Annotated in this window: 12 protein-coding genes; 7 read left to right on the top strand and 5 right to left on the bottom strand. The window is 65.4% G+C overall.

Annotated features, from left to right (window positions below):
• Nucleotides 1-371: 371 nt before the first annotated feature.
• From hemC to OTER_RS17545, 4 genes are all read left to right on the top strand, one after another.
• Complete coding sequence (gene hemC / locus OTER_RS17560) at nt 372-1226, top strand: hydroxymethylbilane synthase (RefSeq protein ID WP_012376283.1); 855 nt, start codon at nt 372-374, stop codon at nt 1224-1226.
• 143 nt (nt 1227-1369) lie between these two features.
• The gene (locus OTER_RS17555) at nt 1370-2182 is read left to right on the top strand and encodes a uroporphyrinogen-III synthase (protein WP_012376282.1); all 813 of its coding nucleotides are present in this window, start codon (nt 1370-1372) and stop codon (nt 2180-2182) included.
• 56 nt (nt 2183-2238) lie between these two features.
• On the top strand, nt 2239-3333 hold the full coding sequence (locus OTER_RS17550; protein ID WP_012376281.1) for a DegT/DnrJ/EryC1/StrS family aminotransferase: 1095 nt from the start codon (nt 2239-2241) through the stop codon (nt 3331-3333).
• A 186-nt stretch (nt 3334-3519) separates the two neighbouring features.
• Nucleotides 3520-4182, top strand: a complete 663-nt coding sequence (locus OTER_RS17545; RefSeq protein ID WP_012376280.1) for a phosphoribosylanthranilate isomerase — start codon at nt 3520-3522, stop codon at nt 4180-4182.
• A 49-nt stretch (nt 4183-4231) separates the two neighbouring features.
• Here the strand turns inward: OTER_RS17545 and OTER_RS17540 are convergent, their stop codons facing one another.
• The 4 genes from OTER_RS17540 to OTER_RS17525 form a co-directional block, all read right to left on the bottom strand.
• Nucleotides 4232-5101: an HDOD domain-containing protein gene (locus OTER_RS17540; RefSeq protein WP_012376279.1), complete on the bottom strand. Its 870-nt coding sequence runs from the start codon at nt 5099-5101 to the stop codon at nt 4232-4234.
• Entirely contained in the window at nt 5098-5547 is a 450-nt protein-coding gene (locus OTER_RS17535) for a chemotaxis protein CheD (protein ID WP_148218167.1), read from the bottom strand. The genes OTER_RS17540 and OTER_RS17535 overlap by 4 nt, the downstream gene beginning before the upstream one ends.
• A gap of 210 nt (nt 5548-5757) precedes the next feature.
• Entirely contained in the window at nt 5758-6435 is a 678-nt protein-coding gene (locus tag OTER_RS26700) for a methylated-DNA--[protein]-cysteine S-methyltransferase (RefSeq protein WP_012376277.1), read from the bottom strand.
• Nucleotides 6432-7964: a DNA-3-methyladenine glycosylase 2 family protein gene (locus OTER_RS17525; RefSeq protein ID WP_237702382.1), complete on the bottom strand. Its 1533-nt coding sequence runs from the start codon at nt 7962-7964 to the stop codon at nt 6432-6434. The genes OTER_RS26700 and OTER_RS17525 overlap by 4 nt, the downstream gene beginning before the upstream one ends.
• A 233-nt stretch (nt 7965-8197) precedes the next feature.
• Between OTER_RS17525 and OTER_RS17520 the strand changes: the two genes are divergently transcribed.
• The 3 genes from OTER_RS17520 to OTER_RS17510 all read left to right on the top strand — a co-directional run bounded on the left by OTER_RS17520 (nt 8198) and on the right by OTER_RS17510 (nt 11001).
• Nucleotides 8198-8668: a four-helix bundle copper-binding protein gene (locus OTER_RS17520; protein ID WP_012376275.1), complete on the top strand. Its 471-nt coding sequence runs from the start codon at nt 8198-8200 to the stop codon at nt 8666-8668.
• A 217-nt stretch (nt 8669-8885) separates the two neighbouring features.
• Complete coding sequence (locus tag OTER_RS17515; RefSeq protein ID WP_012376274.1) at nt 8886-10196, top strand: flavin monoamine oxidase family protein; 1311 nt, start codon at nt 8886-8888, stop codon at nt 10194-10196.
• A gap of 355 nt (nt 10197-10551) precedes the next feature.
• The gene (locus tag OTER_RS17510; RefSeq protein WP_012376273.1) at nt 10552-11001 is read left to right on the top strand and encodes a GatB/YqeY domain-containing protein; all 450 of its coding nucleotides are present in this window, start codon (nt 10552-10554) and stop codon (nt 10999-11001) included.
• A gap of 1046 nt (nt 11002-12047) precedes the next feature.
• Here OTER_RS17510 and speA read toward each other — a convergent pair.
• On the bottom strand, nt 12048-13985 hold the full coding sequence (gene speA, locus OTER_RS17505; RefSeq protein ID WP_012376272.1) for a biosynthetic arginine decarboxylase: 1938 nt from the start codon (nt 13983-13985) through the stop codon (nt 12048-12050).
• Between the last annotated feature and the right edge of the window lie 309 nt (nt 13986-14294).

Below are 14294 nucleotides of genomic sequence, written 5' to 3'. Positions count from 1 at the left end.
CCTCTCGCGGGAGGGCGGCGCGGGGTGGCGCGGGCGCTTGAAGCTTCGGAACCATCGATCCAAAAGCGAGAAAAAATATGTCATCCGCTTGACAGCCGAACAGAGCATCGCCTGCACGGATGCCCGTGAGGAGGTCGTGATGCCGTTGTGGCACGGGCGTCTCGCCCGTGAACGAAGTGCGCCGCTGACTGTGCCCGTGGTCGGACGGAGCGCCGGGCCCAAGCCGTGCCGCGGGCTTTCGCCTCGATTCTGGAGCACCGGGCTCCACTCACGGGCGAGACGCCGTGCCACGCCCGACTGGGGCGGTTCGGGAGGTCGACGCACGCGCCGCGCTTGCACCGGCGCGGCTCACGATGCTCACTGGTTGACCTTTGAAAAAACTGATCCTCGCAACCCGCAAGAGTCCGCTCGCCCTGCGCCAGACCGAGATGGTGGCGGCGCACTTGGAAGCCCGGCTGGGCGTGCAAACCGAATTGCTGAAACTGGTGACGACCGGCGACCGGCAGACGGAATGGTCGCTCGAACAGAAGGGCGGCAAGGGATTGTTCACGAGTGAGCTTGAGAACGCGTTGCGCCGTGGCGAAGCCGATCTGGCGGTGCACAGCACGAAGGATCTGCCGGGCGACATGGCCGCGGAACTTGCGGTGGCGGGCTATCTCCCGCGCGCCGATGCGCGCGATGTGCTGGTGTTGCGCGCGGGCGTGGCGGCGCCGAAGTCACTCGCCACCGGCAGTCCGCGCCGGCGGCTGCAAATCGCGAAACTTTATCCCGGAGTGACGTTCACCGAGATCCGCGGCAACGTGGACACGCGGCTCAAGAAGATCGGCGAGCTCGGCGTGGCGGACGGGACCGTGCTGGCTTCCGCCGGCTTGAACCGCCTCGGCATCGGCAACTGGCCGGGCGTGGAATTTCACGCCCTCGGGTTCAACGACATGGTGCCGGCGGTGGGGCAGGGCGCGATCGCGGTGCAATGCCGCGCGGCCGACGCGGCGCGTTTTGCGCCGGTGTTCGACGCGGCGACGAAACGCGCGGTGGACGTCGAGCGGGCATTCCAGGCCGCGCTCGGGGTGGGGTGCCAGACGGCGTTTGGCGCCCACGTGGCCGGGGACACGCTGCACTTTTTCCACGAGGCCATCGGCACGCGGAGCTTCGCGCTCGACGCCGCGGCCTTCGCCCATCCCGCCGCGACCGCGCAGCGGATCTTGCAGGAGTTGCGGCTGGTGTAGTGGCACGGGCGTCTCGCCCGTGGCGGCTGGATGCTGGCATTCGCGGGGCGCTCAACAAGCCAGCACGGGCAGGATGCCCGTGCCACCCCCTTGCCCGCACTTGCGGCTGGCGCAGGGCGCCATTGACTTCCACGTTTTTGATCATGGCAAGATCGTCTTCCTCCAACTCGTTGCACGGCCGTCGCATCATCGTCACCCGCGCGCGCGAGCAGGCTTCCGAACTTTCCGCCAAGCTCACCGCGCTCGGCGCGGAGGTGCTCGAGCTGCCGCTGATCCGCGTGTCCAAGCACATCTCGAAAGAGGCGCTGGCCGACGTGCTGCTCGAACTCGGCAGCTACGACTGGATCGTCTTCACCAGCGCCAACGGCGTTCGGTATTTCTTCGAGGAGTTCCTGCGGATTTTCGACGACATCCGCTCGCTTGGGCTGCTGCGGTTCGCGTGCGTCGGCGACGCCACGGCCAAAGGCATTCGCGAGCTGCATCTCAAGGTGGAGTGTCAGCCGAAGGTCGCCACCGGCGAAGCGCTGGCCGACGCGTTGATCGAGACCGGCAGCCTCGACAACGCGAAGGTGGTCGTGATCACGGGCAATCTGAACCGCGATGTCCTGGTCACCAAGCTCGAGGGCGCGCACGCGATCGTGGACCAGCTGCAGGTGTATCAGACCGAGCGGGTGGATCTGACGGATAACCCGGCCGCGGCCGAGTTTCGCACTCAGGGCGCGGACGCGGTCCTGTTCGCGAGTTCGTCGGCGGTGGATTCGTTTGCGGCGCAGCAGGCTGCGCTGACGCTACAGAAAGGTGCGAAGCCGCCGCTGTTCGGCAGCATCGGCCCGCTGACCAGCGAGAGCCTGACGAAAGCCGGGCTGGAGATTGGTTTTGTGGCGAAGGAGCCGAACCTCGACAGCCTGGTGCAGGCACTGGTGAAGAAGCTGGGCGCCCGCGAATCACGCCAATGAACGCTAAAAGTTTCTCTGGTTTTTTTCGCGCCAATTCGCGTGATTAGCGGGAAGCCATGAAAGTTCCGTTTCTCGATCTCAGCCTGCAGCATCGGGCCTTGCGCGAGCCGGCGCTCGCCGCGCTCGCGGCGACCTACGACGCCACGCGTTTTTGCCTCGGCAAGGACGTGGAGGAGTTCGAAAAGGCGTTCGGCGCCACGCTGGGCTATCCGCGCGTGCTCGGCATGAACAGCGGCACGTCGCCGCTGCACATCGGCTGCATGCTCGCCGGCTTCGGTCCCGGCGACGAGGTCATCGCACCGCCGTTCACGTTCATCTCGACCGTGTGGGGCGTGACCTACGTCGGCGCGAAGCCGCGGTTCGTGGACGTCGAGGAGGGCACGTTCAATCTCGATCCGGCCAAAATCGAAGCGGCGATCACGCCGCGCACCAAGGGCATCATCGTCGTGCATCTGTTCGGCCAGCCGGCGCGGATGGACGAGATCATGGCGATCGCGCGCCAGCACCGGCTGTTCGTCATCGAAGACTGCGCGCAAGCAGTGGGCGCGAACTATCGCGGCCGGCCCGTCGGATTATTTGGCGACCTGGGCACGTTCAGTTTTTATCCGACCAAAAATCTCGGCGGCTGCGGCGAAGGCGGCGCGCTGGTGGCGCAGAACGAGGAACTCTTCGTGCGCGCGCGACACATCCGCGTGCACGGATCGGACCGGCGCTACTACCACGATATCGTGGGCGGAAATTTCCGCATGGACGGCTTTCAAGGCGCGCTGCTCAACGTCAAACTGCCGCACCTCGCGCGGTGGACGGCGCGACGGCGCGAAATCGCCGGGCGCTATCTCGCCGGGATCAAGCTCGCCGACGTGCGTCTGCCGGACCAGCCCGACTACGGCCAGTCGGTTTTTCACCAGTTCACGATTCGGCATCCGCGCCGCGACGCGCTGCGCGAGCATCTGACCAGGCACGAGGTCGGCACGGATTTGATTTATCCCGTTCCGCTGCACCTGCAGAAGTGCTATGCGAATCTTGGCTTCGGGCCCGGCTCGTTCCCGGTGGCCGAAGCGGCGGCGAAGACCTGCGTGAGTCTGCCGATTTTCCCGGAACTCACCGATGCCCAGGTCGATCACGTCATCGCGAGCGTCAATGCCTTTTGAGGAACCGCGAAACCGGAGACGGCTTCTTGAAACCGCTGATGGACGTTGATTCGATTTAGCGAGCATCAGTGCTGATTAGCGGTTTCCAACTCGCCGGACAAAATGGGAAAACAGCATGGCCAAGGAGGGTGCACAAATTGACTCGAATCCATTCGCGCTGATTCGCGTGATTCGCGGGAGCCAGCCATGATCGACGGTATTCGATTCAAAGTCTGCGGGCTCACGTCGCTGGCGGACGCGATGGCCGCCGACAACTGCGGCGCGGATTTCCTGGGCTTCATTCTCTACCCGAAGTCGCCGCGATGCGTCGCGCTCGTGCAGGCCCAGGCGATCATGTCCAAGTTGCCGGACCGCCGGAAAGTCGCCGTGTGCGTCGAGCCGACGACCGACGAACTCGCGCGCATGGAACAGGGGGGATTCGACTGCTTCCAGATTCATTTTCGACCGGAGACTCAGCTTGCGGTGATTCGCGGTTGGTCGGAGCGCGTGGGCGCGGACCGACTCTGGCTCGCGCCGAAGTTGCCGCCGGGCGGCCACGTGAACGCGGACTGGCTGCCGCTGGCCGAGACGTTCCTGCTCGACGCTTTTCACCCGAATGCGTTCGGGGGCACGGGGCAGACCGGCGACTGGTCGAGCTTCGCGCGCCACCGCGAAGCACACCCGGGCAAGACGTGGGTTCTCGCCGGCGGACTGGCGCCCGAGAACATCGCCGAGGCATTGCGCACCACCGGCGCCGGTTTCGTTGATGTGAACAGCGGCGTCGAGGCGGTCCCGGGAATCAAGGACCACGCGAAGCTGAAACGGTTCGTGGTGCGGCTGCACGAAGCGCGCACCGCGTCACGCAAGTGAATCGTCGCGGCGCAGCAAGACTCCGCCCCTGCAGTCCGCCTGCGGCGCGTCAGGGGGCGCGCGTCGCTTCTTCCTCGAGCAGCTTGGTGGCCGTGATCAGCACCTCCGGCAGCAGGCCGTCGAGGATCGCGGGCGTGATGCCTTCTTCCCGCAGCGCCGACTCGTCGATCTCGGTGTGGAAGCCGTCTTCGCCGACGCCGGTGCCGATGCAGAGCGCGAGGTGCTTGGCGGCGTGGATGTGCGTGACCAGCGAGCGGTGCTCCTGGTCAGCCAGCGCGGGGCGCGGGTAAAAGCGCACGATTTCGATCAAGCTCGTCGGGAACGTCCAGCTCTGCAGCAACTCGCCGGCGACGTCGGTGTGGTCGTAACCGAATATGTGGTGCTCGGCCGCGCGCCACGCACAGCGCTGCGCGGCCTGGTGGGCACGAACCGCCTCGAAGTCATCGCCGCGCACGAACGCGAGCGCCAGCTTGCCAACGTCGTGAATCAGTCCGCCGGTGTAAGCCAGCTCCGGCTGCACGCGCCCGGTTTGTTGCGCGATCAGGTCCGCCGCCACCGCCACGGTGAGCGAATGCCGATAGAGATCACCCGGCTCCCAGCCGTAACCGCTCACGGCATGGTTGAGCCACCGGCCGGCCATCGTCGTGCTGACGAGCCGATAGAGCTCACGAAAGCCCAGCCGCACGATCGCATCGCTGAATGTGTCGCACGGCGTCGCGTTGCCGAAATACGCGGAATTGGCCAGCCGGAGCGTCGCGGTCGCGAGACCCGCATCGAGCTTGATCAAAGCTTCGATCTGCTCGGCGGCGGCGGCGGGATCGTTGAGCAGCTCGAGCAGCTTCGGCAGCAGCCACGGAGCGCAGGGAAGATGGCGCGCCTGTTCGACGAGATCGGAGAGTGGCAGAGGGCGCTGGGTCATACGATGAACTCCTGGCGGCCGGGCATCCGAAGACGCACGTCGCCGTTGTCGAGGTAGAGCGTGATGGTGCGGTTGGTTTGTCCGCCCACGTGCCAGTAGTTGACCTCCAGGTCGTAACGATGAATGAGCGCCGTCATGGCCTCGACGTTGCGACTGCCGATGTTGAAGAAATCCGTGCCGTCGCCGACGCGCGCGCCACCGAAGACCTTGAACTCGGAGTGCTTCGGGTCGCCACCAAGTTCGATCACGCTCTGGAGCAGCGCAGGCACGCCCGTATCGAGATACATCGCCGATTTCAGCTCGCGGCGCGCGCTTTGCGACGAGTCGGGCAGCATCGCGTGCAGCATGCCGCCGATCCTGTTCGCGCGATCGTAGCAGCAGACGCCGAGGCACGACCCGAGGGCGTAGGTCGTGATCGCGGCATGCGGGAGGTCGGTCGCTTTCAAATCCGCGACGCCCACCAGCAACCCGCGGCCGGCGCTATTGGGTGCCGCTTCCCGCTCGGCGGAGAACGGAGGATTGGAGGGAGCAGAGTGGTTCCGGTTAATGACCGATTCTTCGGCGCGAGTGTGCGTTTTTTGACCGGCTGCGCGAAAATTGAGGTGATACCCCGGGTCCAAATCGGGCCAGCTGGCGATGGCGACAAGGCAGCGCGGTCACGCCCGGCACGCTGCCTGGGGCACGGCCGGAGCCCGCGATGCAGCGAGCGTCGCCGCGCGCTCGTGCTCGAGCAGCGCCCGCTTGCGCTCCTCGCCGAACGCGAAGCCGGTCAACGCCCCGTTGCTGCCGATGATGCGATGGCACGGCACGATCAGGCAGATGGGATTGGCGGCGTTCGCCCCGCCGATGGCACGCGCGCCGCCGCTCAGGCCGAGGCGGGCGGCGAGCTGTGCATAGCTGCACGTCGTGCCGAACGGAATCGCGCGCAGCGCCGTCCACACGCGTTGCTGAAACGCGCTGCCGGTCGGTGCCAGCGGCAGATCGAACTCCTGCCGCGCGCCGCCGCAATACTCGCCGACCTGCTCGCGAACGGCGCCGGTGCGATGTTGGTCGCTCACCCATTCAGCATCGCGAGACATCTCGTGGCCCGCGGCGTGAACCGCGGGATTTCTCGCGAGGCTGCGGTAGGGCGACCCGTCCCGGTGAGCCGCGGACACCGCCGGCTCGGCGGGGACGCCTCGCCCCGCCAGGCTGCAGCGGCGGGAAGAGCGCAGCCGCTGTCGTAGCGCGGCGAGATCGCCGAACGCGGTCGCGACGACATTGCCCGCGTCATCGACCGCAGCGGAAAAATCGCCGAAGGGAGTCGTGAAGGTATCGTAGAAAATCGAGCTCATGTGGGCCGGGGGAGGTTGAGTTGCCACAGGTGCGCCGTGGCGAGGCTGCGGTGAGGAGAGAACACGGCCATCAGCCGCCGCGTGGCGTCGACGTCAGGCCGTTGCTCGAGGTGGAGGAGGGATTGCAGCCCGCTGGTCACGCCGGTGTCGCCGAGCGGCACGCAGTCGGCAAACCCAAGCGCGCGCATCATCACGTAGTTTACCGACCACGGGCCGAACCCGTGCAGCGCGAGCAGCGTGCGCTCCGCGCGGCTGGCGGACATCGAGGGGAGCTGCGCAAGATCCAATTCGCCCGCGGTGATTGCCCGCGCGGTGGTGATCAGGTAGCCTGCTTTCTGGCGCGAGAACTGCAGGGGCACGAGCTCGTCCGGCTCGAGCCGCGCGATCGCTGTCGGCGTCGGCGGCGCCATCAGTCCGTTGGACAGCCGCGTGCCCGCGAGCTCGGTCAGCCGGCGTTTCAACACGCAGGCGAAGCTGAAGTTGATCTGCTGGCCGATGATCGCCCAGACGAGTCCGTCGAACACGGAGGGAATGCGGCTGATGCGAAGTTCACTCCGACCGGCGACGAGCCGCGCCAAACCGAGCTTGCGCGCGAGCCGCGCGAACGAGCTCGCGTCATCCTCGAGCCCGAGCAGTCCGATCGCGATCGCATGGGCCTCGAGCGTGTTGGTAGGGACGCCGCTTGCGACGTCCGGCACACGCTCGCCTTTTGTAGGCGGGCGCGAACCCACGGGCGGGACGCCCGTGCCACCCGCAGCCGGAATGACCTCGACGCGAACGGGCGAAGGGTTGAGGCGCAGGGTGAGCAATGCCGGCCCGCCCGACAGATTCACGGCGGCGGTGTAGACGTCGCCTTCGAGCCGCTCGCTCACGCTTTGCGCATCCCGGCTGAGCGCGCGGCGCAGGTAGCCGAGCAGGTAGCCGTCGGGCAGTGTCAGCTCGAAGCTCCGGGCATGGGGTAGCTCACGATAGCGCGCCGGCGTGAGCCCGGTCAGCCGGCGGAAGTTTTCGTGGAAAACGGAGAGGGCATCGAAACCGACGCTGTACGCGATGTCGGCCAGCGGCGTTGCCCCGGCGAGCAGCTGCTGCTGGGCGGCGGCGATGCGCGCGCGTGTGAGCAACTCGGCGGGCGTGGTGTGATAGTGCAGCCGGAGCAGTTCGAACGTGCGGGTGACGCCGAACCCCAGCCGGCGCACGAGCGCACGCGCCTCCGAAAACGCCGCCGGGTTGGCCCGCATTTCGGCCACGAGCTGCTCGACGCTTTCGAGCACGGGATCCGCGCCGCGGGCAAAATCGTCGGGGTGGCATTTCTTGCACGGACGCAATCCGGCGGCGCGCGCGGCTTCACACGTCGGAAAAAAGCGCACGTTCTCCCGTTTGGGTTTGCGCGCCTTGCAGGATGGGAGGCAGTAGATGCCCGTGGTGAGCACGCCCGTGAAAAAATGGCCGTTCCACGCCGGGTCGCCGGCGAGCACGCGGGCATACATCTGGGCGGGCGAAAGGCGGAGCCGATGGGTGGGCGAAACCACGGCGGGAGATATGGGAGTTGTGGCACGCGACGCAACCATGCCGCGAGTGTAGCCCGGGCGGGCCGGCTCGTCGTCCGGCTGCGTTCGGCGCAATTTTTTGCTGCGCGCAGGGAACCCCGCGCTCCCTCCGGTTCGCCTATCGCCACCCCGGGTGCCGCCCCGATGGCAAGGTCGCCGACCGCGAGTAGGTTGCGCCGTCGCCTGGATGAACCTGCGACGAAACCCAACTCGCCATGAAAATGATTGAAACGATGCTGCGCAGCCATCCCCATGCCGATCTACAGCGCTCTGAAGCTTATGCCGACGTGCTCAACGCGCTCGCGCTCTGTGGACAGATCTGCACGTCCTGCGCGGACGCCTGTCTCGGCGAAACCGAGCACCTCGCAAACCTGCGCCGCTGCATCCGGCTCAACTTGGATTGCGCCGACGTGTGTCAGACCACCGCGCGACTGATCGTGCGGCAGACCGAAACACCCAACGAGCTGATTCACTCCCAACTTCACGCGTGCGTGCTGGCCTGCCAGCTCTGCGCCGACGAGTGCGAGACGCATGCGTCCATGCACGATCACTGTCGCGTCTGCGCGGAAACGTGCCGGCATTGCCAGGAACGCTGCAACTTTCTGCTCGGGGAAATCTCCGCGTCCGGCGTGGAAGAGGAGCGAGCCGATCTGCGACCGACCGACAGCCCGCCGCTCTCGCGGTAAACGCAGTTCGTGGGTCTGCCCTTTCCCGAGCGAGAAGTTGGCGTCCGCCGGCTTGGTAATGACCTCGCGGGCAACCCGGGGTCGTAGGGCCGCCGTTCACCGGCAGCCGCGCCCGGCGAGGAGTCTCTGCACTCACGCGCAGGACCACGTAAATCGGCGTGGCCCGCTCCGTGAGGAGCGGGACGAATCTCTCGATACGCGTTCACGCTCGTAAGCTATGCACCAAGAGCCGGCAGACGTCGTGGTCATTGGCGCCGGGGCGGCCGGGATGGCGGCGGCGGCGACGCTCGCGCGCGGCGGTGCCCAGGTTGTTGTGCTGGAGGCTCGCGACCGCCTGGGTGGGCGGATCTGGACGCACCAGCCGAAAGGCTGGTCGATGCCGATCGAACTCGGCGCGGAATTTTTGCACGGGGAAAACCAGGCGCTGGCGGCGTGGCTTCGCCGTGGACGGTTGCAGCAGATACCCGTGTCGGAACAGCACTGGCTCGCCAGCGGGAGCCAACACACGCCGATACCCGACGTGTGGGACCGAATCAACGCGGTGATGGCGCGGATCGGCCCGCGCTATCGCGGGGCGTTCGGCGCGTGGCTGGAGCGGCACGACGACCGCATCGACGATGCCGACCAGGTGCTCGCGCGCACGTTCGTCGAGGGATTTCACGGCGCGCCGCTGGATGAGATGAGTGCGCACACGCTGTATCGCGCTGCCCGCGGTCCCGCCGAGGAACAGGCGCGCATCCGCGGCGGCTACGGCCGGCTGGTGGATGTGCTGGAGCGTGCCATGAAGGACCAACGGGTCGACGTGCGACTGAACACCGTCGTGACGGAGGTCCGGTGGAAGCGCGGTGCCGTCACCGTGGTGGCGAAGGAAGCCGCCTGGCAGGCGAGGGCCGTCGTCGTGACGCTGCCCGTGGGCGTGCTGCAGGCCGCGCCGGGGACGCGAGGGGCAATTCGTTTCGTGCCGGCGTTGCCTCAGAAGGAGCGTGAGTGGCGTCGGCTCGGCTGCGGACACGCGATCCGCGTGGTGCTGCGGTTGCGCGCGGATGTCTGGCGACGGGGCGGGCTGCCGGCCGAGTTGCGCGCGCGACAGGGCCGGGCGTTCGGGTTTCTCCATTCGGATGAACCCGAGTTTCCGGTGTGGTGGTCGGAAGCGCCGCAGCCGGTGTTGGTGGGCTGGACCGGCGGACCCGCGGCTGCGCGATGGTCCGGCGCCTCGCCCCAGCGGCAGCAGCGTGCTGCGCGCCGCGTGCTCGCCCGGCTGCTCGCGTGTCCCGTCACCCGGCTCGAACGCGTGATCCTGGACTGGCGCACGCATGACTGGACGGCGGATCCGTTCAGTCGCTGCGCCTACAGTTTTTCCGCGGCAGGGGCCGAACACGTCCCGGCGCTGCTGGCGCGACCGGTGCAACGCACGGTGTTCTTCGCGGGTGAGGCGACCGCAGATCCGCTGGAGCTTGGAACGGTGCATGGCGCGCTGATGAGCGGCGAGCGCGCGGCGAGAGAGGTGCGGAAGGAAATCGAGAGCTGAGAGCAGGAAGGAAAGTTGAGGGATGAGGGATGAGAGTTGAGAGCTGAGTCGGCAGAATTGCCCACGGGGCACACGGAAATTGATCGGAGGGAAACCACTAAACACACGAAGCACACGAAAGGATTCCGACCGTGACCACGGATTGCGCGGATGGGCACGGACGGATCCGGGCTCTGGACCGTGGGCTCTCGGTTAGTGGTGCCGGTATCCGTGTTCATCCGTGTGATCCGTGGTGGATCGAAGGATTGTCCACTCGGAGTCTGCGCTCTCGGATTGCGCGTTCAGTGGGATTCACGGGCTCGGCTGTCGGGCGTTTTTGCTTTCTGCCTCGCGCTTTCTGCTTACAGCTTCACGCATGGCTACGATTTACGAAACGCTGCGCGCCGACGTCGTGAGTGCGATGAAGGCACGCAACCAGCAGGCCACCGTGGCACTGCGCACGGCGGACGCGCTGATTCAGCGCACCTCGCTCGATCAGGGAAAACCGATCGACGACGCCTTGGTGGTCGCGACGCTGCGCAAGGCCGTCAAGAATCTGGCGGACGCCAAGGAAGAGTTCGCCAAGGGCGGACGCACCGACCTCGTGGCGGCGAACGACGCCGAGATTCAGCTGCTGTCCAAATATCTCCCCGCGGGCCTCGACGCGACGAAGCTCGAGGCGATCGTCGTCGAGGCGATCACCGAGACCGGTGCGCAGTCGAAAAAAGAAATGGGGAAGGTGATTGGCGCGCTTAAGCAACGGCCCGACGCGGGGCTGATCGACTTCGCCGCCGCCAGCAAGCTGGTGCAGGGAAAGCTGAGCTGAGAGTCCAAACTCGGACCAGGCTCACCGCGGATAGCACGGATGGGCGCGGGTCTGTGTCTATATGTGTTTATTTGTGGTTCAGATCGACTGAGTGGTCTCGGATCGAACTCGGATCGTCCTCGGATCGACTCCTGTTCAAACAAGTCCGATCCGGTTTCACAGGAGGCAAACCGAGGACGGACCGAGATCTGCCCACCGATCACACGGAAGACACGGACCTAAAACCGCGAGCCGCCCGCGTTACCGAGCGAAGCGACAGCTTGCCATCACGCGAATCGCCGCGGATCTGCTCTGGACCCTGGACTCTCGGCTCGACCGGGAGAGCCCACGAAACACACCAACGACACGAAAGAGCGGGCTGACCTCGGATCGACCTCGGTTTCCTCCTGTTCAAAAATAAACCGGATTGGCTTGGACTCGGATCGAACTCGGATCGACTCCTGTTCAAACAAGTCCGATCCGGTTTCACAGGAGGCAAGCCGAGGACAGGCGGAGTTGAGAGCTGAGGGTCTAGAGCTGAGAGCCGAGCCGGCGTGATCGACCGTAGATCGTGCTCTGGACCCTGGACTCTATCCGGGGTCTACCGCCGTCCACCGTCAACTGTCCACCGACCACCGGGCACGCACCGTCCACCGTTCACCGTGCACGCACCGTCCACCGTTCACCGTTCTTGTGCCTTCTGTGCCTCTTTGCGGCTATACTCGGATCGAACTCGGATCGACTCCTGTTCAAACAAACCGGATCGGATTCACAGGAGGCAAACCGAGGACGAGCCGAGATAGGCTCGAGATATTTCAAACCGACCAACGCATAGCACAGATCGATCCCTGAGGATGCGTGTACTCGGTGGTCGGATTGAGGCGGACTCGGACAGCGGCCGAGGGCGGCCGCGCTCCCAAGGAACCGCAACCGCCCGCTGCGGCGATGGAAGCCGATCGCCGGCAGCTCTCAACCCTCATCTCTCAACCCTCAACTCTCACCTCTCAACCGGATCGAACTCGCAGCTCTGAGCTCTGGGCTCTGGACTCTGGACCCGCCGCGCCGCGTCACCGCTTCTTCCCGCGCTTCGGGTCGATGCTGAGGTAGGTTTTGTTGAGCATCTGGCTCTCGTAGAGCTCGAGCAGCCGCACGCCTTCGCGCGGCTTCACCATGTCCTTGCGCGTGGCGGCATCGATCTGGGCCTTCATCTTCCGGCACAGGTCTTCCTGCTGGTACTGCACGCCCTCGATCACGTCCGCGATCCGGCTGCCGCTGAGCGCCTCCTCGATGTAGAAGCCGTTCGGTTCGTCGTCCTCGAGGAAAACGTGCACCTCGTTCACGCGTCCGAACAGGTTGTGCAGGTCGCCCATGATATCCTGATACGCGCCGGTCAGGAAAATGCCGAGGTAGTACGGTTTGCTGTTCAGCGGATGCAGCGTGATGTAGTCCTTCACGTCCTGCAGATCGATGAACGACGAGATCTTGCCGTCCGAGTCGCAGGTGATGTCCACGAGGATCGCGTTGACCGTGGGCTTCTCGTTCAGCCGGTGGATCGGCGCGATCGGGAACAGCTGCTTCAACGCCCAGTGATCGAGCAGCGACTGGAACACGGAGAAATTGCAAACGTATTGGTCGGCGAGAAGCTTGTCCAACTCGTGCAGTTCCTCCGGCTGGTAGCCGGAGTCGCGGCCTTCCTTCGCGATCTGCTCGCAGATCTGCCAGAAGATCGACTCGGCCGCGGCGCGGTTTTCCAGATCGAGATAACCGAGGTTGAACAGTGAAAACGCCTCCTCCTTCTTCTGGATCGCGTCGTGGAACCGCTCGAGCCGGCCGAGCCGGACCTTGTTCTTCAGCATCACCTCGAGATCGCTCACCACCTTGTGCTTCACCTTCGGCTGGTGCTGCTGCCCCAGCGATTCGCGCTTGTTGATCCGTTCGAACACCTCGACGACCAGCAGCGAGTGGGGCGCCACGATCGCGCGGCCGGACTCGCTGACGATGTCGGGCACCTCGACGTCGGAGGCGGTGCAGATCTCGCGGACGTTGAACACGACGTCGCGCGCGTATTCCTCCATCGAGTAGTTCATCGAGCTCTCGAAGTTGGTGCGCGAGCCGTCGTAATCGATGCCGAGCCCGCCGCCCACGTCGAGGTAGCCCATCGGGAAACCCATCTTCGCGAGCTGGCAGTAGAACCGCGTGGCCTCGATCACCGCGTTCTTGATCGTGATGATGTTCGGCACCTGCGACCCGATGTGGAAATGGATCAGCCGCAGCGACTGCGTGAGCTTCGCCGCGCGCAGTTTTTCGATCGCGAACAGGATTTCCGCGGTGTTCAGCCCGAACTTCGCGTTGTCGCCGGTGGAGAGCGCCCACTTGCCTTCGCCGCGCGTCTGCAGTTTCGCGCGGAACCCGATCATCGGCTTCACCCCCGTCTCGGCGGCGAGCCGGATGATGTCGTCGAGCTCGGCGAGCTGCTCCACGACGATGATGATCTTCTTGCCGAGCTTGCGGCCGAGCAGCGCGAGCCGGATGTAATCGTGGTCCTTGTAGCCGTTGCAGATGATCAGCCGTTGCGAGCCTTCGTGCATCGCGAGCGCGATCATCAGCTCCGGCTTCGAACCGGCTTCGAGCCCGAAGGCGTAGTCCTTGCCGGCGGCGACGATCTCGTCGACCACCTCGCGCAGCTGGTTGACCTTGATCGGAAAAACACCGCGGTAGCTGCCCTTGTAGCCCTCCTCCTTGATGGCCTTCTGGAACATCTCGTTCAGCTGGATCACCCGGTGGCGGAGCAGGTCCTGGAACCGAATCACCATCGGCGCCTTCAAGCCCATGCCGAGCGCCTCGTTGACGACGTCGAACACGCGGATGCCGCGCTCGTCGGCGCGTGGCTGGAAATTCACGAAGCCCTCGTCATCGACGGAAATGTGGCCGGCGCCCCAGCGCTTGAACCCATAGAGTTCTTCGGATTTGGCCGCCGACCAGGCGGAGGAGGATTTGGATTTCAAAGGAGAGGAGTGTCTAGAGCGGAGAGTCTAGAGCTACGGGGGCGGGAAGTTGAGAGTTGAGGGTTGAGAGTTGAGGGAAGGGCGATGCGGGGAGGGAGGGTTGAGAGATGAGAGGAAGGTGGCTTTCGGTGCCGTGGCCCGGGGCGGCGTGTGGATCGGAACGCATGGAGTCAAACGCTTGGCGTTGGGAATGACCTGCCGGGCGGCGGAAGATCGCCCCTCGGCTCTCAACCCTCATCTCTCAACTCTCATCTCGGTTCTCTCAACTTACTGGCTTGCTTTTGCGGGAGTGGAATCAGTTAGATGCGT

The sequence above is a fragment of the Opitutus terrae PB90-1 genome (assembly GCF_000019965.1).
In the GTDB taxonomy this organism is placed as follows: domain Bacteria; phylum Verrucomicrobiota; class Verrucomicrobiia; order Opitutales; family Opitutaceae; genus Opitutus; species Opitutus terrae.
Note: the sequence above shows the minus strand (reverse complement) of the source record. Positions and strands in the feature narration are given on the sequence as shown.

Excerpts from the sequence above, each read along its gene's own strand:
- OTER_RS17510 (WP_012376273.1), top strand. The coding sequence starts at position 10,552 with ATGGCTACGATTTACGAAACGCTGCGCGCCGACGTCGTGAGTGCGATG.
- OTER_RS17550 (WP_012376281.1), top strand. The coding sequence starts at position 2,239 with ATGAAAGTTCCGTTTCTCGATCTCAGCCTGCAGCATCGGGCCTTGCGC.
- OTER_RS26700 (WP_012376277.1), bottom strand. The coding sequence starts at position 6,435 with ATGAGCTCGATTTTCTACGATACCTTCACGACTCCCTTCGGCGATTTT.
- OTER_RS17555 (WP_012376282.1), top strand. The coding sequence starts at position 1,370 with ATGGCAAGATCGTCTTCCTCCAACTCGTTGCACGGCCGTCGCATCATC.
- OTER_RS17520 (WP_012376275.1), top strand. The coding sequence starts at position 8,198 with ATGAAAATGATTGAAACGATGCTGCGCAGCCATCCCCATGCCGATCTA.
- OTER_RS17540 (WP_012376279.1), bottom strand. The coding sequence starts at position 5,101 with ATGACCCAGCGCCCTCTGCCACTCTCCGATCTCGTCGAACAGGCGCGC.
- OTER_RS17515 (WP_012376274.1), top strand. The coding sequence starts at position 8,886 with ATGCACCAAGAGCCGGCAGACGTCGTGGTCATTGGCGCCGGGGCGGCC.
- OTER_RS17545 (WP_012376280.1), top strand. The coding sequence starts at position 3,520 with ATGATCGACGGTATTCGATTCAAAGTCTGCGGGCTCACGTCGCTGGCG.